Genomic DNA, 20,579 nt, shown 5'->3' on the forward strand with positions numbered 1-20,579 from the left:
GAAATGAGGAGGAATAAATTTGAAGGCTATTGTATGTAAGAAATATGGTTCACCTGACGTTCTTGAACTTTCAGAAGTAGAAAAACCAATTCCAAAATCCAATCAAGTACTAGTAAAAATAAAAGCAACTTCCATAAATTATGGAAATCTTGTACTTTTAAAAGGCGAACCTTTTTTAGCTCGTATTGCTTTTGGTATTCTCAAACCAAAATACGTAATACCTGGTGGAGATATAGCAGGTTTAGTTGAAGCTGTCGGTAAAGATGTTAAGCACTTCCAACCAGGCGATGAAGTGTTTGGAGACTTATCATCTTGTGGTTGGGGTGGTTTTGCAGAATACGTAACTGTACCCGAAAATGCTTTGGCATTCAAACCAGTAAATTTGTCTTTTGAGGAAGCAGCAGCTGTTCCTATGGCAGGAGTTACAGCATTACAGGCTATTAGAAACAAAGGTAAAATTCAGTCGGGACAGAAGGTATTAATAAATGGTGCTTCAGGTGGTGTAGGTACTTTTGCAGTACAGATTGCGAAAGCATTTGGAGCTGAAGTAACTGGTGTGTGTAGTACAAGAAATATAGATATTTTACAATCAATCGGTGCAGACCATACAATTGACTATAAATTGAAAGATCTTAAAGAATTAAAAGAGAGTTACGATCTAATCATTGCTGTTAACGGCTACCAATCAATATCAACTTATAAGCGAGCACTTAATCCCAATGGCAATTATGTAATGGTAGGAGGTTCTGGGGCTCAATTAACCGAAGCGATGTTGTTCGGTCCTTTGATTTCACTAACTGGGAATAAGAAAATGTGTAGCATGTTACAAAGGGCAAACCAAAAAGATTTAATTTTTTTGAAAGAACTTATTGAAGAAGACAAAATAAAACCCATAATTGATCGCTGTTATAAATTAAGTGAAGTACCTGAGGCTTTCAGGTATTTTGAACAAGGTCACGCTCAAGGTAAAGTTATCATTACTGTATAAATAACTCTCATATGGTATATGTACATAAAAAAGGCTGAGGTTCAGCCTTTTTAAATTTTTTGTATTGTCGTATTAGCAAATGCTTGTTGAAGGTCGTCCACAATATCCTCCCATGCTTCTAAACCGACTGACATACGAATCATATTATCTGTAATCCCCATTTTTTGCTGTAATTTTTTTGGCACAACAGAATGTGTCATTGTAGCTGGATGTTGAATTAATGTCTCTGTATCACCAAGACTTACTGCAATTTTAATCATCTTTAGGTGATTGAGGATCTCTTGTGTTTCCTCCTTCGAACCATGCACCGTAAAAGCGATGACGCCTCCACCTTTTCTCATTTGCTTTTTAGAAATGTAGTAGTCCGGATGATTCGAATCTCCCGGATAGTACACTTCTTTCACAATTGGATGAGAGTGTAAAAATGCAAATACTTTTTCTGCATTATCACAATGGCGTTCCATTCGAACTGCTAAAGTTTTTAATCCACGAAGTAATAACCATGCATCAAACGGAGACATTATTCCACCAGTGTCCTTCCTAACAGGTAACATAGCATCAGCCAGTTCTTTTGTTTTACACACAACGATTCCTGCGATGACATCCCCATGTCCGCCAATATATTTCGTTGCACTATGCAACACAATATCACAGCCAAGACTTAAAGGATTTTGTAAATATGGTGAACAAAATGTATTATCTACGACTACTATAATGTTCTTTTTCTTCGCTACTGCTACTACCTTCTCAATATCAATGAGTTTCATAGTAGGGTTAATTGGGGTCTCAATAAAAATAACCTTTGTATTTTCTTGGATTACTTCATATAGCTCTTCTTCAGTGGACATATTGCAAAAATCATGTTGTACACCAAACCGATTTTCTAACATTTCTAATAATCCAAATGTACATCCGTATATTCCTTTTGAGCATACAATATGATCTCCAGCTCTGATTAATGAAAACAAAGTAGTCGAAACAGCGGCCATACCAGACCCAAAAGCAAGTGCAGCTTCTCCTTCTTCCAAAGTAGCCATTCGTTCCTCTAAAATATGAACTGTTGGATTCCCTAGTCTTGAATAAATATAACCATTACTCTCCCCACTAAAACTTTGTTCACCGTGTTGTGCAGTAGGAAAAGTAAAAGTGGATGTCTGAAATAACGGTGGTGTTAAACTACCTTGGTACTCACTTGATTCATAACCTTCATGAATTAGCATCGTCTCAATCTGTTTTTTCTTCATATAAATTAGCCCCTCTCCATTTGCGTTCTTTTTTTCATAAATGAGCATGCATGCTTTGGATGTTATTGAATTTGATGAGGTTCTAGCAGATTTTTAGTAATATCTATTCAAAAAAATAAATGGTTTTGAGAAATAGATAATGCTAAACCTTACTCAAAGATTGTAAATGCAATTTTAAAATATATGTAAGCGCTTTACTATTTATATTTTATTAGCCTATTTTGATGGAAATACATATTTTCAATAATAAAATGAGTAGCTATTAAAGAAATCCTTAATTTATTCGTAATGGTAGTTTAAATAAAAAAAAGAACTACCCTAGTAGTCCTTTTTTTTATCATATGTATGTGTTTTTGTATCTTGGCATTTCATTCTTTATTTGAAATAGGTGAATCTCCTTTTTCTAAATATAAAATTGCAATTCTATGATGATAAAGCACCAATGATGATTGAATTACTTTTCATATTTAAAACATTTGATCGTTATGTATGTGGACCCTGTAAAAAGTTGATTTGCTTGTTCTAGTTTCAATTATATGTAGAAGTTAACAAAATGATTTTCTTTCGTAGCCTAAAAAAAGATGTAGCTCTTGCTACAGTACTACTTTTACAAACTATATTCTTCAGTTGGTATTTTGCCCGTAAGTATATCATATTCAGCTTTCATTTCACCGAATTTTTGAGGATTCCCTTCATTTAAGGCATAATCTGGATGCCACAATTTTGTATATTGTCTCATATGCTTCTTCCAAACTTCTGCACCATCTTTAGGATTGAAGTATTTAAATTGATATGTATGATTTTCTTTAATTGTAAATGAATAGTCTCTAAAATAACGTTCCCATTCTTTTGCCCAATCATCTAGTTTTTTCTTAAATCTTTCGGCTTGCATACTGTTTTTCATCTTCTCTTCGTTCTTCCAATATTCCATTCTTTGGTTAAATTCATCTAACCCAGTATTAGCGTTCTTCCAGCGTTGCTCATCATCTTTTAGTTCTTGGTCTAATTCTTGATCTAAAGAGGTTTCATTTACCTTATCATCACTAAAAATCTGTTTTACACCTGTATTACTTAAATGAATGGCGTACTTTTCGTTGATCATTTGTTCCAACAGTTCTGCCATAGTTGTACCAGTTAGTTGGGAAAGCTGATCTAACTTATTCATACTTTCTTGATGTAGTTTATGTGTAACATACACTTTTTTAGGTTTCTTTTTCAACCAACTCAACTCCTTAACTAAATGTTACTATACAAGAATGTAGCAAACCATTAAAATATGGAGTCAATCTTGTTACAAAATATCATCAAATCACTAAAAAATTGGTAAATGAATCAATTGGAGTATTGTTTTTAAAATCATTGTTCCTGAGTGTTCAAATTATCATTATACAAAAAACACTTTAACTAATTGTTAAAGTGTTCAAATTAACTGATCTGTTTAAGCATTGTTTTCAAATGGTACGCTGTAATCTGCTTTTTGTCTATATACAACTTTGCCTACTTGGGTTTTCCCTTTTACGTCGGCGGTTGCTTTTACACCTACTAGTTTTACATGTTTCGTTAAATCCTTTTTGGAAACCATTTTTTTCACGTCTTTGAAATCAATATATCTTGTCATTTAGAACCACCTCCAAATAGATAATCGATTGTACTCATTAGTCTTGAGTTCGCTACTATTAAAAGATCTAGTTCCTCATCTTTTAATTCTGCTTCATCATCAGTAGCGGTGATTGTCACCGTTAGAACGCCCTCTGTTCCCATAGGATAACATATTAAATAACTTTTATACAAGTTATCTCTTGTTAACAAGAACAGTATATTGCTCTTCAAATAACTATCTACTACTAGAATTCGATCCCCAGAATCTTCCTCGATACCATCATTCACATTAAACTCATGAAATTGTTTACTTGGTATTTCTCCAATAATATGTCTTAATCCTTCTGAACCTTCCCTTTTCCAAAAACCAATATCGGTTAGTTCGAATCCTCTTGGAACACCATACTTTGGCTTTAGGGTTTCAACTATGTATTCATGAATATGTTCAGGACTTGTTTTCATCAGTTTTATTGCGATGTCTGCAGAAAATTTTGAAGCTACGTTTAATGCACTGATCCTAAGAGTTGCTTGTTCATAAAGCTCTTTATAGTCAACAAATGGACCGGTTTGTTGAATGATTTCAGCAATTTCACCGCAGGCTACTCTTACTGCTGCTTTATTGTTAACTATATCTCTTATTTCATAAGTAAGATGATTTATGCCAACTAAATCAGAAAGGAAATGAAAATCTAACAGTTTCAGTTCTTCTTCGACTTGAATTTTCTTTGTTTTATTTGGGATTAAAAAAAATACTCGACCTCTACGTAGTTTCCCCCAAAACAAGCCCATTTCAAACAAAGTATTATCTCGAGTAATTAAACATTTATTGCCTCGAATAGTAATGACATCATCAGGAGAACATATAAAGACGCCATAATCATTTTGATCTAGTTGTTTTTCTAAGTCTTCCATCGTATATTTATTAGTCGTAAAGGCAGAATTCCAAGGTGTAACTTCTGCAACATAACTTAGATGATATTGTACTGCATCAACATATGGCATGGCTTCCCTAGATGAACCAATAAAAACTCTAGATCTTCTCTCTTCCATAAAACCTCCAACTTAATTAGTAAATATTACCACAGATTATATCATAAAATTCTAATAATTTGATTGCGAACATTAAATATAAACGAAAATGGTTCAAAGTACCTTGACAAGTTTGAAAAATGATATCATAGGCTCTTTTATTTAGGATATTTCGTATTATTTTATTGCGAATTAAGCAAGAGTTTTTAATTCTAGCTCAAGATTGCTACCATTCCGTAGGTAATCAAAAAAAGCTAACAATATGTTAGCTTTTTATAATAGATTTAAGCTGAAAATACAGATTTTAATGCTTCGAGTCCATCTTGGTAAATCCCATTAAATAATGATGTAACCTCTTCCTCAGTCACCCCAATTGGAGTAAAGCTACCAGACCACTCAACTAAGGCTTCTTTACTACCATTATGTTCACGAACACGTAAAGTTGATTGATAGTTAGTTACTGGAAATGGTGCTTTCATAATTGAGTAAGTGTAGAATTGATCTTTGTCATTGAACGCTTCAAGACGTTCCACTATTACATCTCCATCAGGATTTGCAAGATGTCTTACGCGTCCACCTTCACTTAATTCACTGTTAGGGATATAGGGTAGCCAATCTGGAAGTGAATTAAAGCCACCGATTAATTTCCATACTTTTTCAGGTGATGCAGGAATGATCATTGTTACTGTTGTGTTTGCCATTTTCATATCTCCTTTTTAGCGTCTGTTGGAAGTGGTGCGTTTTCCGCCACTAGTTTTTGTTCGCGCATTTCCATCCAAAACTCAGCAGGAATTACTTCATTTAATGCAGCTTGATCCTCGATAATTCGCTCTGGACGACTTGCTCCTGGAATAACAGCAGTAACCGCTGGATTGGCTAACGAAAATTGTAGAGCAGCTGCCTTTACGCTAATATTGTGGCGTGTTGCAATACCCTTGATTTTTTCAACTTTTGAAATAATATCAGGCGATGCTTTCTGATACTCGAAATGAGTACCACCGGCTAGGATCCCTGAACTGTATGGACCACCAACAACAATATCAACGTTTTCCATAGCTGCAGTTGGCATTAATCGTTGAAGAGCGCGATCATGATCTAATAATGTGTAACGGCCTGCTAATAAGCTAATGTTTGGCTTTGTTTCGCCAAGTTCTAAAGCAAGTTCAATTGGCTCTACTTTATTCACGCCAAGACCCCAAGCTTTAATGACCCCTTCTTCACGTAATTGTGTCAAAACGCGAAATGCTCCAGTTCGAGCAATTTCAAATTGTGATAGCCATTCGTCTCCATAGAAGTCCTGTGCAATATCATGTACATATACAATGTCTAAGCGATCAGTTTTTAAACGGTTCAAACTTTGCTCGATTGAACGTAACGTCGCGTCTGCACTGTAGTCATTTATCATCTTATTTTTACGTCCGAATTCGAATAATCCACCTTTTTCACCTAAATCACGTGTTGATGGGTCCTCTAGTTCGTCCAAAATTAAGCGACCCACTTTCGTGCTTAATACGAATTCATCTCGATTATATTTTGACAATGCTTCACCTAGTCTAATCTCAGCTAGTCCTGCTCCATAAAATGGAGCTGTATCAAAATATCGTATTCCATTGTTCCAAGCTGCATCTACAGTCGCAAGTGCTTCTTCTTCTGGAATATTTCGGAACATATTCCCAAGTGGTGCAGTACCAAAACCTAATTTTCCTTCAAACATATTTTTCATCATAATCCTCCTATAAAATATATTACAAGTCTTTATAGACTTAATAAGTTATTTCATTAATGTTTATAGTGAGATCTCACTTGTCTTCTATTACGTATTTCTTAAAAGTGATTACTCTCTATATTGGTATTATGAAATAATGTGAAAAAGAAAAGAAGGACGTACTTTCAAGTGCGGTAGTAACCCTACTGTTCTTAAGGCACTTTTTAGTTACTTAAGAACTAAATAGGTATAAATAATAATATCGATTGTTTATTATCATATTTAGAATCAATTGAATGATAAAATTAAGCGTTTAAAAGTAAAATCTATTTAAAAAAATTTTGAATTATTTTTAGGAACCCTAGCCGTATAAAAGAAAAAAGGTAGGGAATCCCTACCTTCTGTACTATTCATTAAGAATACTTACTTCTAATACATCATCTTTATTTCCGTATTTTTTTATGATATGACTTTCTCCCCATACACATAATGAATGTAAGATTTCATTCAAGCTGACTCCATAGTCTGATAAAGAATATTCAACTTTAGGCGGTATTTGATTATATACAGTACGATTTATGATTCCGTCTTCTTCAAGTTCTCTAAGTTGTTGTGTGAGCATTTTTTGAGTTATACCAGGCATTGCTCGTTTTAATTCACTTGTTCTCCGTGTCCCTAGCTTTAGATGGCACAATATCACGACTTTCCATTTCCCGCCAATTACCTCTAATGCTGCTTCAACCGGTATGTTATATTTCTTCATTAACAGATCTCCTTAAAAACAATATAGAAGTTCTAATAAATAATCCTCACTAAATAGCGAGGATTATCATACTTCTATTTTTATATATGTATCCAAGTTTATTATTTTCCTTTCATGAATTAATCATTCGTAGGAAAATAGCTTAATTTGGCATATAACTTTGATTACTAATTATTTTAAAATCCTGTAGTGTATTGTCTTGGAATAATTGTCTCCTTATTTAACTTAGAAGCAGCTTCTAATGTCCAATAAGGATTTCTCAACATCCCTCTACCTACTGCAACTAAGTCAGCGTCATCATTACCAACTACAGCATTCGCAAGGCTTGGCTCGTCTAATCTTCCAACTGCAATGACAGGCACATTAAGAGCTTGTTTAATTTCTCTTGCAAGAGGTACTTGATATGCTACATGTGTGCCAGGTCTGCCGTGAGCTGCAATTTGCCCTTCACCACCAGAGCTTACATGGAAAATATCTACTCCTGCATTTTGATATTCTTTAGAAAAATCAATACTATGATCAATTCCATATCCACCTTCAACATATTCAATGGCAGAAATACGCATAATTAAAGGCATTTCTTCTGGCATCACACTTTTTGCAGCCTGAATGACTTCTTTACCGAAAAGAGTTAAATCCTTTCCGTACTCATCTGATCTACGATTTGTTAATGGAGATTGAAATTGATGGATTAAGTAACCATGTGCACCATGTAATTCAATCGTGTCTACCCCGATTTTGACTGCACGTTCTACAGCTAAACGGAACTTTTCAACCATATCCTTCACTTCTTGTGTTGTCAGTTCTCTTGGAGTTTTTGATTTTTCATCGAAAGGAATTGCAGATGAAGATACAGGAACTTGTGCATCTACAGCTTTACGTCCTGCATGAGCAATTTGAATACCGACTTTTGCTCCGTGTTGCTTGCATGCTTCAACAATTCGTTTTAAAGCTGGAATTTGATCATCTGACCATAATCCTAAATCAAAATCTGAAATTCGACCATCTGGTTCTACATCAGTCATTTCAATAATGATTAACCCAGCTCCGCCTATTGCTCTACTTACATAATGAGTGTAATGCCAATCAGTTGCAATCCCATCTTTGTTTGTAACTGAATATTGACACATTGGAGGCATAACTACTCTATTTTTTAATTCTAACCCTTTTATTTTAAATGGTGTAAATAAATGATTCATTCTCATTACCTTCCTTTTGGTTTCCCATTATTTTAATGTAAATTTACTTCATTCCTAAACTGAATAAAAGTTTTTTGCTTATAAAGAAAATTTACGACTGGAAAATACTCTCATTTCTTCGTATCAAAACAATGGAAAAAAGCTGTTAAATCAACAAATAAAAGTATTTCCTAAAACTGCAAAAAAAAAATACAGTAAATTAATTTACCGTACAGATTTAGAATATGTTGGACAAAAAAGTAGTTATTAGAATGTTAACTAAGACTAAGTACTAAAAAATTCTAAAAAAAATCATAGAAAAAGCCTTGTATTTTATACAAGACTTCACTTAATTAACTATATCTATATTACTTTTAACTTAATTTTTAATGTTCTTCCTCATCACTTGTAAATGTATTTTTAATAAATTCTAAAATTTTTTGTTCGTATTCTATTGGTTCTTCTTGATATGAAGTTATATGACCATAGTCTGTCAACCAAATTGTTTTGTCACTTTCTTTTGGAATTTGCGCTAAAATTAATTGGCTACTAGTAAATGGTACGCGTTCGTCATTTTTACCGTGTATAAGCAAGTAGCTTGTGTTGTGACCTTTTTGGACTTCTAGGATCGGAGAAACTGTTTTCGGGTCTATACGTAATAAGTGTTTCATCGATTGTATGATAATTGGTGTAAATGGCTTTTTCGGAAGTTTTGACCAAACATTTAAATTCTCTTCCAAATAAGTTTGTAAATCATGAAACGGACTGTCAGCTATAACACCTTTAACAAAAGGATGTCGACTTCCAACGAGTAAACTTGTAGCAGCACCCATACTCCAACCTAACAAAATAACTGATGATTGCCCTTTTGATTTTAGTACAAAATCAACTGCAGCTGATAAGTCATGTTGCTCGTAATAACCTATTCCTGTACTACGGCCACCTGATTTTCCACTATTTCGAAAATCAAACATAAGTACATTAACGTTAGTGTCATGTAGTTTTTGAATAAGACGTAACGATTGAATCGTTTTTTGACTCCGCTCATCAGTATAACCATGTGCAGTTATGACCGTATTTGTAGTAGGTATTTTAGAAGGAATCCACCATCCTCTTAGTGTAACCGCTTGAAAATCACTTTTAAATTCAACCTCATCGTAGGCTAATCCATAATCAGCAGGTGTTTCCTCAGTTTTCCTTCTTTTGGGATGTGTTAAGATCAAGCCAACTAATATTGGTAAGATGAAGATGACAAAAGGTGTAAACATTAATGCCCAGATTACAGTTTTTTTGATATTATGTCTTTTCATCTGGTACACACTCCTTTCAATCTAAATCAACATGATCTATTTTCAAAAAATTATTTCAGATGATTCAAGATTATTTTCTCTGTTCATATTCTATTTATGAAGGATTTCTGACTTATGTTCAAGTGAATTTTTATAAAAGCCCAATATTTTTATATAAAATTCTTTTTAAATTTTTTAATTATTATTTTATTTAATACAAATAATAAAACCCAACTACATAAGTAATTGGGTTTTAATAAATTTATCAATTATGAAGCTTGAGCAATTCCCTTAACATGTTTAAGATTGATATCCTGAGGACCTTGCTTAAATGTCACTACTAAAAGTGTAATGATTGCAATTAAATATAATAATAGCATTGTGCAGAATCCAATAATTAAGAACATATAATTACCACCTTTTACTTTGATGAGCTTCGTTCTTACAAGAACAATGTAACATATTAAATTCATAAAACACTCTCTACTTCGTGAACATTTTGTGAAGTTTTTCACAAATGATTTTGAAAAATAAAAAGTAAGCATAAAAAACTGCTCACTTTTTTGGTTATATCTTGTTTTTGGGAATTTATTTTAAGATTCCACTTGTTTATCATTATATAAATTGCTAACATCTTTTTCTTTCTTTCCATAACGAGACCAAATGACAACAGGAATTAATAAAAGTGATAGCGTACCACCGGCTAAAGCAAGTGTTGCATAACTTGAATTTGCGACAACCATGCCTGACATTGCCCCTCCCGTAGCTCCTGCTAATGCAATAAAAACATCAATCAACCCTTGCGTTTTTGCACGAGTTGAAGAGTTTGTTGAATCAATGATCTGTGCAGTACCGCTAATTAATCCAAAGTTCCATCCTAAACCTAATAAAGATAGTGCAATAATTAAGAATACCATAGAATCACTTGGTGCCATTGCGGCTAATAAACCTGCAAATAGTAAGGTAATTCCAGCGGCGATTGACATGGCAATTCTTCCAATCTTATCTACAAGAATCCCAGTTACAAGTGATGGAAGATACATCGAACCAATGTGGAAACCAATGACTACACCAACATCACTTAAATTATGTCCATGATGCTTCATATGTACTGGGGTCATAGTCATGATTGCAACCATCACAATCTGAGTTAATACCATAATAGAAGCACCAACAACTATTCCTCGTTTATTATTTGATTCTAATGCGTGCGACTTGTTGTCTTCTATAACTTCATTTTCCCGCTTATTAGATTCTATGAATCTTGCAAAAATGAGCGGATCAGGTCGGAGCATGATGTAAACAACTAAACCAGCTAATATAAATGCGATTGACGAGAGAATGAAAGGTCCGGCAAGTGCAGGCACTCCTATTGAATTTGCAAAATTGCCCATAACACCGACTAAACTTGGTCCTGCTACCGCACCAAATGTTGTTGAAACCATTGCAATACTGATTGCAGTCGCTCTCTGGTTCTTATCAGCTAAGTCAGTACCAGCATATCGAGCTTGCAAGTTGGTTGCAGTTCCTGCTCCGTAAACTAGTAATGAAGGTAATAATATAAAAATATTATTTGTAATTGCTGCGATCACAACTCCGATTGCCCCAAAACCACCAGTGATAAAACCTGCAGTAAGACCTATACGACGACCAAAACGCTGGGAAAGCCTGCCTACTAATAATGCTGCGATTGCTGAACCTAAAGTAAATAATGCAGCTGGTAAACCTGTAACTGAATCAGATCCGAGCATTTGCTGTGCAAGAAGTGCACCAACTGTAACACCAGCAGCAAGACCAGCACCGCCAAATATTTGTGAGATACATACGATAATTAGTGTTCTTTTATAGATTTTTTTTTGATTTTCTGCTGAATCTACTTCTTCGTTCATTACATCAATTGCTTTACTTGCCATTTATTCACCTTCTTCAAGAATTGGTTACTCAAAATTACTATTATCATATTGATTTGTAACATATTTTAAGAATTAATAAAAGACAGTCGAAAGTTTTGGAATGAAAAAAAAGCTTTTTTTTCATCATACTTTAATAGAATTTTTGCATGGTATGATAGCTTTTATCGTTCCTTCTATCCTTCATTCTTGCTTCAAAATAGATTTTTCTTTTTTAAAAAAGTAATTGAAATTTTCAGCATATTATAATAAGATAGTTTGATATCAAAGAAAGAATGTTTCTTTCGGTCAAAAATGTTTATTTTTTGAAAGAAATTATTTTTCGATGATACTTATAAAACTTCATAGAAAAACGGAGGTATATCATGGACATTCAAGTAATTATATCAATCTCTATTTATTTTATTTTTATGCTAGCAATTGGAGTTTACGCTTACAAAAAGTCCACTGATAGTTTATCAGAGTACATGCTTGGTGACCGCGGACTTGGACCAGCTGTAACTGCACTCTCAGCAGGTGCAGCAGATATGAGCGGTTGGATGTTAATGGGGTTACCAGGAGCGATGTATGCAACTGGGATTTCTTCTGCTTGGATCGCGATTGGTCTTACAATCGGAGCTTATTTAAACTATTTACTGTTAGCACCTCGTTTAAGAGTTTTTACTGAGGTAGCGGATAACTCAATCACGATTCCAAATTATTTTGAAAAAAGATTCCAAGATACTAGTAGAATCTTAAGAATTGTTTCAGCAATTGTTATTATCATTTTCTTTACATTGTATTGCTCAGCAGGTTTTGTATCTGGGGGAACATTATTCGAATCTGCTTTTGGAATTGATTATAAAGTTGGACTATTTGTTACTGCTGGCGTTGTTATTGCTTATACACTATTTGGTGGGTTTTTAGCAGTAAGTTTAACTGACTTTGTTCAAGGTCTGATTATGTTTATTGCGCTTATATTAGTACCACTAGTTGCCTTTATAGATGTTGGTGGTGTTAAGCCTGTATTCGATGAAATTAAAAGTATCGACCCGAAACTATTAAATATTTTTACTGGTACTTCTTTTATTGGAATCGTTTCATTGCTTGCATGGGGCTTAGGTTATTTTGGGCAACCTCATATTATTGTTCGATTTATGGCAATTTCGACTGTAAAAGAATTAAAACCTGCTCGTCGAATTGGAATGAGTTGGATGATTTTTACGATCGTTGGTGCAATTTTTACAGGATTAATAGGAATTGCTTATATTTCAGTTAACAATTTAACTTTAGAAGATCCTGAAACAATTTTTATTTATTTCTCTGAAGTGTTATTCCATCCATTAATTACCGGATTCTTGTTATCTGCAATTCTTGCTGCGATTATGAGTACGATTTCTTCACAGCTTTTAGTAACAGCAAGTGCATTAACTGAAGATCTATATCGTATTTTTGGTAAAAAGAATGCTAGTGATAAAGACCTTGTTCGTATTGGTAGATTTGCAGTATTAATCGTTGCAATCGTATCACTTCTATTATCATTAACTCCAAATGACACAATTCTAAATCTTGTTGGAAATGCATGGGCAGGCTTTGGAGCAGCATTTGGACCTGCGATTCTATTAAGCTTATTCTGGAAACGAATGACTCGTTGGGGCGCACTTGCAGGTATGATTGTTGGTGCTTTAACAGTTATGATTTGGATTAGTGTAGATGCGATTAAAGAAGCAATCAATTTATACGAAATGGTACCTGGCTTCTTCTTTAGCTTAATTGCTGTTATTATCGTTAGTCTCCTTACTTCAAACCATAGTAGAAAAATTGAAGAACAGTTTGATGAAATGGAAAAACGTCTTGCGTAAAAATAAATAAAAAACGGAGTGTGAGATTGTCACACTCCGTTTTTTTTATAAAAGTATTAAGAAAGTATGGCTCTTGCCTCTTCAAGAATTTCTTCTATTATTTCCTCAGCACTCTGTCCACTAGTAAGCATTCTTAATCCTTGTCCTGCCCATAAAGACATATAATCTGTATTATTTTGCAAAGCAGCTGCATTTCTTATATCTCTTGTCATTGTATTTTGGATCGGAAACGGTTGTGGTTTGATATCTATATTTTCCCAGTGCGCTATAAATTCATTTTTAATTCCCCTAGCTGGACGACCTGAAAATGAATTTGTGATAACAGTACTTTCTTCTGTACTTTGCAAAAGTTTTTCTTGATAGGAACTATGCGCACCAGATTCGTTTGAGGTTAAAAAACGAGTGCCCAATTGAACACCTTGTGCCCCAAGAACAAGTGCAGCAACTAAACCACGTCCATCCATAACTCCACCTGAAGCAATAACAGGAATGTTTACTTGGTCAACGATTTGCGGAACTAATGCAATTGTACCGATATTGTTTCCCATTGGTTTGTCATTAACGTTAAAGGTTCCTCTATGTCCGCCTGCCTCTGTCCCCTGCGCCACTATTGCATCGCAACCTGCTTGTTCTGCAAGAAGTGCTTCTTGAACAGATGTTACCATTGATACTATTTGAATCCCTAATGATTTTGCTTGTTCGATCATGTTTTTTGAAAGTAATCCAAAAGCAGTACTAATAACAGGTACTTTTTCATCTACTAATATGGCAAACTGCTCATCAAAATGAGAAGTTGATGTTATACCCTCCTCTTTTGCTAATGGAATGCCCAGTACTTTTCTGAATTTATTTAGTTCACTTTGTACTTCATTCATTTCAGCAGCATAATCAGAATTACTGGTGGCAAATAAATTAACAGCAAAAGGATGTTTTGTTAATTTGCGGATCTCATAAATTGCAGCTCTTATATCATTCGGTTCCATGTAAGCAGCTCCAATAGTTCCAAGACCACCTGCATTAGAAACTGCTGCAGCTAATTTTACAGTGCCAGGTCCACCTGCCATTCCTGCTAAGAAAATAGGATAACGAATGTTGAATAACTGACAAAGTTTCGTATTAAGATGGATATTCACAGTGAAACCTCCTATTAGTAAGTACTTAGTGATTCATATACATATTCTAAAGGAATCTAAATCCTAACTTCTACTAAAAAGACCTTCTCATCAAGAAGGTCATTACGGACTTATGTGATTCATCATTTATTTAATAGTAATTGAATGTCTTCTGGTAAATCAGTAAATTTCCCATTACTACTTACTGGGAATTCAACAACTTTAATGACAGCATCCAAGTTTAATGGTCCATAGATATGAGGATATAGCTTACCAGATTGAATTAAATCTTCATAAACGTATTTCGATTCTAACTTAGCTGGGTCGATACAAAGTATAAGTAAATTTTTAAACCCCTCAAAGAAAAGATTAGCAACTTCAATTGATTGTTCAAATGTAGAACAGTGAATAAATCCCTCAACTTTTAAACTCGGTGGCATATAAATACCTAATTCTTTAGCTTTGAACCATTCTTCATTTTCAATAATATGTAAAATCATTCAGTAGTCTCCTATCAATATGTTAATGATATCTATAAACAGTAACACGAATTACATTATTTTGAAATCAAAAAACCAACATTCATTAGTTGGTTTTTTTGATAATATTTATGAATTCATAATTTCAAGGTCATAAATACACTATTTGGATCATCGATATAATCAGCAAATGGCCCACAATATTGAAATCCGAAGTTTGAATAAAGTTTTCTTGCAGGTGCAAATGCATCCATTGAACCAGTTTCTAAACTAACACGCTTATACCCTCTGTTCTTTGCTTCGTTAATGATAAATTCAAGTACACTCTTTGCAACACCTTTGCGTAAGTGTAATGATGATGTACGCATAGACTTGATTTCTCCATGAGATTGATCTAGTTCTTTCAGTGCTCCACACCCTAGTAATTGCCCTTTTTCCCATGCACTCCAAAAAGTAATTTCAGGTTTTTTTAATCCCTCAATGTTTAATGCATGAATACTTTCAGGTGGTGAATTTTGGGCCATTCCTTGAAGATGTTCACCAATTAATTGAATAACTTCTTTACCAGTTAAGTCATCTCTCTTGATTTGCATTATATTTTCCCCCCGCAATACTTTCATAATATATGAATTATTATACTTAATTTCAAATTTTTTGAAAGTTAATAAAAAAGCGATTTTCAATTTAATATTGAAAAATCGCTTATAAGCATGATTAAGACGATGAATATGATCGTCGAGAATATGAATGTGAATGTGAGTGTCTATTATGATGGCGATGATGATGGTTTGAAGTCGATGAATGATGACGATGACGTCGATGTTTGCGATGATGACGATTTGAACTGCTTCCAAATAATTTTCGGAAGATACCGAATTGAAGCGTAGTCGTTTCAGTACCAAATCTTCCTACATCCACGATCCGAATTTCGCCATTATTCGTTAACATGATATTGTGATTATGTAAATCGAATGCATCAAGTCCAACCAGATGTGCATCAATCATTGCTTCTTGTATTTCATTTTCATATCGAATTCGTAGCTCATCATCATGTCCTACCAGTTGATAAAAAGTATCACCGTAAATTCGTTCACTTACCATAAAGTCATTTGTATATGCTTCAACTTGTGGATAATAAATACTGTTTTCAAGGCGATGTAGCTTCATTCCATCATCACTACTTTTGCCATCTTCTTTAAACACTTTGATCACAAAGTCGTCACGAGTATAAACATTACCATCTTTACCACTTGCTAAATACTCAAAATGATCTGCATGCTCTCCCCATAATGAAAACTCATGTATTTCTTGCAATAAAGATTCTTTCAATCAATTCATCTCCTCTCATCATACCTATATTTTACAATATATATGTTACTTTTTAAAATTTGAGCTATGAACGTTTAATAAATTGAAATAAAAAAAGATTGAGTTGTAACGACTCAATCTTTTTAAAATTTATATTAAATCTCTTAATAAGCAGTCCAACCTGCATCTGCTGTAATAACTGTTCCATTTACAAAACTTGATTCATCAGAAGCAAGGAATAATGCAACATTTGCGATTTCCTCTGATTTACCCATTCTTGGATTTACTGCTAGACCCGCTTGTGTGCGCCCTATTCCAAAATGATTAATATTGGTCATAGATGCACCGATATTTGTTTCAACTCCACCTGGTGCGATTGCATTACAACGAATACCATTTGGTGCATACATAAAGCCAGTATTTTTTGTAAAACCAACAACGGCGTGTTTAGAAGCTGTATATGATGCACCAGCACGAGCTCCATTTAAACCACCAGCGGACGCAATATTTATTATGACACCCTTTTGTTTTTCTAAAAATATTGGTAATGCCTTGCGTGTTGCACGCATTACACTCGTAGTATTGATTGCAAATACTCTTTCCCAATTATCATCTTCTATATCAGCAGCAGGTTCAAAATTGTCCATAATTCCTGCATTATTAACTAAAATATCAAGTGTTCCATAAGTATTGACAGTCGTATCAATTAAATTTTGTATGTCTTCTTCTTTTGCGACATTTGCCATAATCGCTATCGCAGTTCCCCCATTGGATGTAATGTCTTCAACAGTTTTATTCGCCGCATCCAAATTAATATCTGAAACAACTACTTTAGCTCCTTCTTTTGCATATAAGTTAGCGATTGCTTTCCCCATACCTGAAGCAGCTCCTGTTACGATTGCTACTTTATCTTGAAGTCTCATCATCATTTCCTCCAATTGTAAATTAATTTGTATGCGCATACTAGAAAAGTTAATGAACATTTGTTTATTAACGTCCTATGTGTATATTATAATTAATAATTAGTAGACTAAACAATCGGCAAATACAGAGTGATTTGTTCGTTAATGAACAATTAACATCTAATCCGATGATTAATTTTATTTAGTAAACATAGGAGAACACAAATGACTAATAAAAATAACAATATAGATAGAAGAATTTCTAAATCTAAACATGCTTTAAAGGATGCTTTATTGGATTTAATGAAGAAGAAAGATTTCAAAAAAATCTCAATCACGGATATCGTTCAACTTGCAGATTTAAATCGAGGTACTTTTTATAAGCATTACCAATATAAAGAAGATATTTTAGAAGAAATTATTGATGATGTCATTACGGATTTAATTGCATCTTACCGAGAACCTTATAAGGGAAGTGAATCATTTGATGTAAGTAAACTCACTCCATCAGCAATCAAAGTTTTTGACCATGTATGGAAATACGCTAATTTCTATACCCTTATCGTACAATCTAATGCATTATTAGGATTTCAAAATAGATTTTGTAATGTATTAAAAACATTAGCACTACAAGAGCTAAGTGATCAAATGTCTAATCAAAAAATTAATCGTGAATTACACGCAAGCTATCAAGCTTATGCAATTTTAGGAATGATCATAGAATTAGTTAATGAAGGATTTAAATACAGCTCTAGTTATATGGCTGAGCAATTGTTAGAGATCATCATGAATAGTAAAACGAATACGATCGTTAAACCGAATATTGTAGGTAATTGAAAAAGAACCGTTAAATGGAATACGCCTCCAATTGTTAGTTGTATCTAACAGTTGGGGTGCAGTCCAAACAGTCCTTTTGTTGAATTTAACTTTCTGAAAGAGATCTGATTTTTCTAAGTGAAGGAAATAAAAACATCCAAAGTCCGGCTACGATTACTGTACCGATGCCCCCTATTAAAGCAGCTGGTACTGCCCCCATTAAGCCTGCTAAAGTTCCTGATTCAAATTCACCAAGTTGATTGGATGTTCCAATAAAGAGAGAATTCACCGCGTTTACTCTTCCCCTCATTTCATCAGGCGTTTGCAGCTGAACAAGTGAAGATCGAATGACCACACTGACTACGTCCGATGCCCCAATTACCAATAATGCAAATAATGATAAATAAAGATTTGTTGAAAGTGCAAATAACATGGTAACCAATCCAAAGACTCCTAAAGCGGCAAAAAGCTTTGGTCCTATTGCTTTTTTTAATGGGAAATTAGCTAATACAATCGACATAAGTAATGCGCCAACTGCAGGTGCTGTTCTCATTAGTCCCAATCCGAAAGGTCCAGTTTTAAGGATATCTTGTGCAAAGATTGGTAAAAGTGCAGTTGCTCCTCCAAGAAGTACTGCGAATAAATCAAGCGAAATTGTACCTAATATGATTGGATGTTGGCGTACAAAAACCAGACCTGAAAAAATAGAACTTAGTGTTACAGGTTCAGAAGTTCTCTCAATTTTCTTAGACTGAATTGACCAAGTAAGTATAGTGGCAACAAGTAAAGATGCTGTTGCAGTACTGTAAACATATGTAGGACCTAATGCATATAGTAATCCACCAATTGATGGTCCTAATATTTGAGCTGTTTGTCCAGCTGATGTACTAAGTGCAATTGCTTTTTGCAAAATAGATTTTGGTACTAATTGTGGTAAAAGTGCAGCAGACGATGGACCTTCAAATGCACGGCATGCACCTAGGACCATTGCAGCTAGCAAAATTTGTTCTCGGCCAAGCCAACCAAAAAGATTACCATATAGGAGAAGTCCTGCAACACAGGCTTCTATGATTTGACATAAATAAACGATTCTTCTACGATCAAAGCGGTCTGCAACTTGACCGACAACTAAAGTTAGTAATACCATTGGAACGAATTGAGCCAGTCCAACTAACCCAAGACTAAATGCATCATGAGTTAAAGAATACATTTGCCATCCAATTGCAACAGATAACATTTGAAAAGATGATGAAGACAGCATTCGTGATCCCCAAAACTTCACGAACGATGGCTGTCTTAGTAGTGCTCTCCTTGAATCTCCCAAAACAAACCCCACGCCCTTTTTTCTATAACAAATTTTATGTAATCTTTAAAATATACCACTGATATATTATACTAAAATTTCACCAAATTTGTTGAAAATTTGTACTAAAAAGTATATTATATTTTATCGTAGTATAATTTTATTTTGAAAATTTACTTAATGATGACGGAAACAATATAAAAATTTTATATTTCAATTTTACGTCAAACAACTATTGAATGGGAGAAGAAATATAAAATGAAATGGTTAATCGTATTTGGTCCTCTTTTAGAATTAGCGATTACTGCTGGAGTTGCGAAATTCTGGGCAGATGATTTTAAAGAAATCGCGCCAATTATTATCCTTCAATTTTTACTTTACACATTTTTAATTACACCAATACTTTTATGGGGCTTTTTCTTCAGATAGTAAATATTGTTAAATGAATTGTTAATTTACGTAAGTATTGGTATATTACAAACTAAAAAAGATGACATCATAAAGTCATCTTTTTTTAGTACATTATATTGGATTGTTATTCATTACTATTTATTTTTCTAATATGTATTTTATGATTCTGGAAAGATCTCCTTTAATGAACTCTTCATCTCTGGTTTAAATTTAATTGTTGGACGAATTGAGCGAACCATTTCTTCCGCTTCTTCAATTGTTTGCGCCTGACCTAAAGCAAGTAATGTACCGATTGCAACAGTTCCTGCACGCGTATTTCCCCCACCACAATGAAAATACACTTTTTTATTGTTTTCATATGCATCTTTCACTTGATGTAAAGCATTCTTTAAAGACTCGGCTTGATGTTCTTGTTCATCAACAATTGGCGTATGTACACGATTAATATTTGAGTCAACATCATATTCTTTTACTCGTAAATCAAACACTACATCTGCCTTTTCATTTTCCATCATTTCAGTTACATCATTTGCACCGCCGAAATATATACGGTTTTTAATTAATTCTTGGTATTTTTTCTCCAAACTAACTGCCTCCTTTATTCTGTCATTTAATTTTACTATATTTTTACTATTTTTTTTAATTAACAAACGTTGATTACTTGAAAATAGTTAAAAAAGCTCCTTCAGTTTGTTTCCACTT

At 33.8% G+C, this 20,579-nt stretch carries 22 protein-coding genes; 4 read left to right on the forward strand and 18 right to left on the reverse strand.

Annotated elements, in window-relative coordinates:
- The first annotated feature begins 19 nt into the window (after positions 1 to 19).
- Positions 20 to 988, forward strand: coding sequence for an NAD(P)-dependent alcohol dehydrogenase (locus tag CAB05_RS00545; protein ID WP_087997815.1), 969 nt, complete (start codon positions 20 to 22; stop codon positions 986 to 988).
- 50 nt (positions 989 to 1,038) lie between these two features.
- Here CAB05_RS00545 and megL read toward each other — a convergent pair whose 3' ends face one another.
- The 11 genes from megL to CAB05_RS00595 form a co-directional block, all read right to left on the reverse strand.
- A complete protein-coding gene (gene megL, locus CAB05_RS00550) occupies positions 1,039 to 2,232 on the reverse strand; it encodes a methionine gamma-lyase (RefSeq protein ID WP_087997817.1) in 1,194 nt (397 codons plus the stop codon).
- Positions 2,233 to 2,839: 607 nt separating this feature from the next.
- Positions 2,840 to 3,451: a hypothetical protein gene (locus CAB05_RS00555; protein ID WP_087997819.1), complete on the reverse strand. Its 612-nt coding sequence runs from the start codon at positions 3,449 to 3,451 to the stop codon at positions 2,840 to 2,842.
- 219 nt (positions 3,452 to 3,670) lie between these two features.
- Positions 3,671 to 3,850 (reverse strand): hypothetical protein, encoded by a 180-nt coding sequence (locus CAB05_RS00560; RefSeq protein ID WP_087997820.1) that lies wholly within the window; start codon positions 3,848 to 3,850, stop codon positions 3,671 to 3,673.
- On the reverse strand, positions 3,847 to 4,881 hold the full coding sequence (locus CAB05_RS00565; RefSeq protein WP_087997822.1) for a TIR domain-containing protein: 1,035 nt from the start codon (positions 4,879 to 4,881) through the stop codon (positions 3,847 to 3,849). The genes CAB05_RS00560 and CAB05_RS00565 overlap by 4 nt, the downstream gene beginning before the upstream one ends.
- Positions 4,882 to 5,144: 263 nt before the next feature.
- On the reverse strand, positions 5,145 to 5,561 hold the full coding sequence (locus CAB05_RS00570) for an SRPBCC family protein (protein ID WP_087997823.1): 417 nt from the start codon (positions 5,559 to 5,561) through the stop codon (positions 5,145 to 5,147).
- 2 nt (positions 5,562 to 5,563) lie between these two features.
- Entirely contained in the window at positions 5,564 to 6,583 is a 1,020-nt protein-coding gene (locus CAB05_RS00575) for an aldo/keto reductase (RefSeq protein ID WP_087997824.1), read from the reverse strand.
- A gap of 388 nt (positions 6,584 to 6,971) precedes the next feature.
- Complete coding sequence (locus tag CAB05_RS00580; protein WP_087997825.1) at positions 6,972 to 7,334, reverse strand: winged helix-turn-helix transcriptional regulator; 363 nt, start codon at positions 7,332 to 7,334, stop codon at positions 6,972 to 6,974.
- A 170-nt stretch (positions 7,335 to 7,504) separates the two neighbouring features.
- A complete protein-coding gene (locus tag CAB05_RS00585; protein WP_087997826.1) occupies positions 7,505 to 8,527 on the reverse strand; it encodes an NADH:flavin oxidoreductase/NADH oxidase in 1,023 nt (340 codons plus the stop codon).
- A gap of 365 nt (positions 8,528 to 8,892) precedes the next feature.
- A complete protein-coding gene (locus CAB05_RS00590) occupies positions 8,893 to 9,816 on the reverse strand; it encodes an alpha/beta hydrolase (protein ID WP_087997827.1) in 924 nt (307 codons plus the stop codon).
- A 248-nt stretch (positions 9,817 to 10,064) separates the two neighbouring features.
- A complete protein-coding gene (locus tag CAB05_RS21825; protein WP_142283031.1) occupies positions 10,065 to 10,268 on the reverse strand; it encodes a hypothetical protein in 204 nt (67 codons plus the stop codon).
- 120 nt (positions 10,269 to 10,388) lie between these two features.
- Complete coding sequence (locus tag CAB05_RS00595) at positions 10,389 to 11,708, reverse strand: MFS transporter (protein WP_087997828.1); 1,320 nt, start codon at positions 11,706 to 11,708, stop codon at positions 10,389 to 10,391.
- Positions 11,709 to 12,070: 362 nt separating this feature from the next.
- On the opposite strand from CAB05_RS00595, the gene putP reads away from it, so the two are divergent.
- Positions 12,071 to 13,546 (forward strand): sodium/proline symporter PutP, encoded by a 1,476-nt coding sequence (gene putP, locus CAB05_RS00600; RefSeq protein ID WP_087997830.1) that lies wholly within the window; start codon positions 12,071 to 12,073, stop codon positions 13,544 to 13,546.
- Between the two features lie 56 nt (positions 13,547 to 13,602).
- On the opposite strand, the gene CAB05_RS00605 is transcribed toward putP, so the two are convergent.
- The 5 genes from CAB05_RS00605 to CAB05_RS00625 form a co-directional block, all read right to left on the reverse strand.
- A complete protein-coding gene (locus CAB05_RS00605; RefSeq protein WP_087997832.1) occupies positions 13,603 to 14,679 on the reverse strand; it encodes an NAD(P)H-dependent flavin oxidoreductase in 1,077 nt (358 codons plus the stop codon).
- Between the two features lie 122 nt (positions 14,680 to 14,801).
- Positions 14,802 to 15,158: a DUF952 domain-containing protein gene (locus tag CAB05_RS00610; RefSeq protein ID WP_087997834.1), complete on the reverse strand. Its 357-nt coding sequence runs from the start codon at positions 15,156 to 15,158 to the stop codon at positions 14,802 to 14,804.
- Positions 15,159 to 15,274: 116 nt separating this feature from the next.
- Positions 15,275 to 15,730 (reverse strand): GNAT family N-acetyltransferase, encoded by a 456-nt coding sequence (locus CAB05_RS00615; protein ID WP_087997835.1) that lies wholly within the window; start codon positions 15,728 to 15,730, stop codon positions 15,275 to 15,277.
- Positions 15,731 to 15,851: 121 nt separating this feature from the next.
- Entirely contained in the window at positions 15,852 to 16,466 is a 615-nt protein-coding gene (locus tag CAB05_RS00620; RefSeq protein ID WP_087997837.1) for a serine/threonine-protein kinase, read from the reverse strand.
- A gap of 143 nt (positions 16,467 to 16,609) precedes the next feature.
- Positions 16,610 to 17,368, reverse strand: coding sequence for an SDR family oxidoreductase (locus tag CAB05_RS00625; RefSeq protein WP_087997838.1), 759 nt, complete (start codon positions 17,366 to 17,368; stop codon positions 16,610 to 16,612).
- A gap of 204 nt (positions 17,369 to 17,572) precedes the next feature.
- Here CAB05_RS00625 and CAB05_RS00630 point away from each other — a divergent pair, with 204 nt between their 5' ends.
- Entirely contained in the window at positions 17,573 to 18,184 is a 612-nt protein-coding gene (locus CAB05_RS00630) for a TetR/AcrR family transcriptional regulator (protein ID WP_087997840.1), read from the forward strand.
- Positions 18,185 to 18,269: 85 nt separating this feature from the next.
- On the opposite strand, the gene CAB05_RS00635 is transcribed toward CAB05_RS00630, so the two are convergent.
- Positions 18,270 to 19,499 (reverse strand): MFS transporter, encoded by a 1,230-nt coding sequence (locus CAB05_RS00635; protein WP_268876365.1) that lies wholly within the window; start codon positions 19,497 to 19,499, stop codon positions 18,270 to 18,272.
- Between the two features lie 225 nt (positions 19,500 to 19,724).
- Here CAB05_RS00635 and CAB05_RS21965 point away from each other — a divergent pair, with 225 nt between their 5' ends.
- Entirely contained in the window at positions 19,725 to 19,895 is a 171-nt protein-coding gene (locus CAB05_RS21965) for a hypothetical protein (protein ID WP_158093141.1), read from the forward strand.
- 140 nt (positions 19,896 to 20,035) lie between these two features.
- Here CAB05_RS21965 and CAB05_RS00640 read toward each other — a convergent pair whose 3' ends face one another.
- Positions 20,036 to 20,461, reverse strand: coding sequence for a protein-tyrosine phosphatase family protein (locus CAB05_RS00640; RefSeq protein WP_087997842.1), 426 nt, complete (start codon positions 20,459 to 20,461; stop codon positions 20,036 to 20,038).
- Between the last annotated feature and the right edge of the window lie 118 nt (positions 20,462 to 20,579).

The sequence above is a fragment of the Gottfriedia solisilvae genome (assembly GCF_002128405.1).
GTDB lineage: Bacteria > Bacillota > Bacilli > Bacillales > Bacillaceae_G > Gottfriedia > Gottfriedia solisilvae.

Bases quoted from the DNA above. Each gene is read 5' to 3' on its own strand.
- megL (WP_087997817.1), bottom strand. From the start codon at position 2,232: ATGAAGAAAAAACAGATTGAGACGATGCTAATTCATGAAGGTTATGAA.
- CAB05_RS00560 (WP_087997820.1), bottom strand. From the start codon at position 3,850: ATGACAAGATATATTGATTTCAAAGACGTGAAAAAAATGGTTTCCAAA.
- CAB05_RS00565 (WP_087997822.1), bottom strand. From the start codon at position 4,881: ATGGAAGAGAGAAGATCTAGAGTTTTTATTGGTTCATCTAGGGAAGCC.
- CAB05_RS00570 (WP_087997823.1), bottom strand. From the start codon at position 5,561: ATGGCAAACACAACAGTAACAATGATCATTCCTGCATCACCTGAAAAA.
- CAB05_RS00575 (WP_087997824.1), bottom strand. From the start codon at position 6,583: ATGAAAAATATGTTTGAAGGAAAATTAGGTTTTGGTACTGCACCACTT.
- CAB05_RS00585 (WP_087997826.1), bottom strand. From the start codon at position 8,527: ATGAATCATTTATTTACACCATTTAAAATAAAAGGGTTAGAATTAAAA.
- CAB05_RS00590 (WP_087997827.1), bottom strand. From the start codon at position 9,816: ATGAAAAGACATAATATCAAAAAAACTGTAATCTGGGCATTAATGTTT.
- CAB05_RS21825 (WP_142283031.1), bottom strand. From the start codon at position 10,268: ATGAATTTAATATGTTACATTGTTCTTGTAAGAACGAAGCTCATCAAA.
- CAB05_RS00595 (WP_087997828.1), bottom strand. From the start codon at position 11,708: ATGGCAAGTAAAGCAATTGATGTAATGAACGAAGAAGTAGATTCAGCA.
- putP (WP_087997830.1), top strand. From the start codon at position 12,071: ATGGACATTCAAGTAATTATATCAATCTCTATTTATTTTATTTTTATG.
- CAB05_RS00610 (WP_087997834.1), bottom strand. From the start codon at position 15,158: ATGATTTTACATATTATTGAAAATGAAGAATGGTTCAAAGCTAAAGAA.
- CAB05_RS00615 (WP_087997835.1), bottom strand. From the start codon at position 15,730: ATGCAAATCAAGAGAGATGACTTAACTGGTAAAGAAGTTATTCAATTA.
- CAB05_RS00625 (WP_087997838.1), bottom strand. From the start codon at position 17,368: ATGAGACTTCAAGATAAAGTAGCAATCGTAACAGGAGCTGCTTCAGGT.
- CAB05_RS00630 (WP_087997840.1), top strand. From the start codon at position 17,573: ATGACTAATAAAAATAACAATATAGATAGAAGAATTTCTAAATCTAAA.
- CAB05_RS21965 (WP_158093141.1), top strand. From the start codon at position 19,725: ATGAAATGGTTAATCGTATTTGGTCCTCTTTTAGAATTAGCGATTACT.